2 protein-coding genes are annotated in these 684 nt (G+C 67.8%); both read right to left on the bottom strand.

The features are described from left to right. On the bottom strand, window positions 1-292 hold a 292-nt coding region (tnpB, locus tag HCC78_RS32955; protein ID WP_172332873.1), incomplete at its 3' end, for an IS66 family insertion sequence element accessory protein TnpB. Further along, the coding region (locus HCC78_RS32950) for a transposase (protein ID WP_371743980.1) at window positions 289-684 on the bottom strand (396 nt) is incomplete at its 5' end. The genes tnpB and HCC78_RS32950, both read right to left, overlap by 4 nt.

The raw sequence follows: 684 nt of genomic DNA, 5'->3' as shown, positions 1-684 counted from the left end.
GAAGATAGCCGAGCTGCGCTGCCGAGATCGCCACGGACGTGCCGCCCTCGCTGACCGGCCAGATGAACTTTCCGGCCTCCAGCCGCTTGGCATAGAGCGACATGCCGACCCCGTCGTGCCACAAAATCTTCAGGAGGTCGCCCCTGCGCCCGCGGAAGCAGAAGATCTCGCCGCCATGCGGGTCCCGGCCGAGACCCTGCTGAACCTTGATCGCCAGGCTGTTCATGCCACAGCGCATGTCGGTCACGCCGCCTGCGATCCAGACCTTCACCCCGGCCGGGAACGCGATCATGCCCGCTCCAGGACCGGCAGCAGCCGGGCCAGACTGCCGGGGTCGATCCCGGCGGGCACGAGGATCCGCCGCCCATTTGCCAGCACGATCTCGATCCGCGCGTCGGCGTCAGTGCCGCTCTCGGGTCCGGCCACCGGCCCGGGCGCGATCGACACCGCCATGAACCCCTCCGGCGATGCGACAAGACGGTTCTCGCGATAGGCCCGCCGCCAGAGCGTCAGAAGCGACCGCGAAATCCCGTGCCGCCGCGCCGTCGCCGATCCCTGGCGATGGCCGCGGAAACTCTCCTCGACGATCCGGATCTTTTCCTCGTCAGACCACTCCCGCCGACGCCCGGCATCACCGGGGCCCAGGAGCTCAAATTGCGAAATAACCTTAGCGCATGCCATAAG

It is taken from the genome of Mangrovicoccus sp. HB161399, assembly GCF_013184745.1.
GTDB lineage: Bacteria > Pseudomonadota > Alphaproteobacteria > Rhodobacterales > Rhodobacteraceae > Mangrovicoccus.
This window is presented reverse-complemented; position numbering and strand designations above follow the sequence as displayed.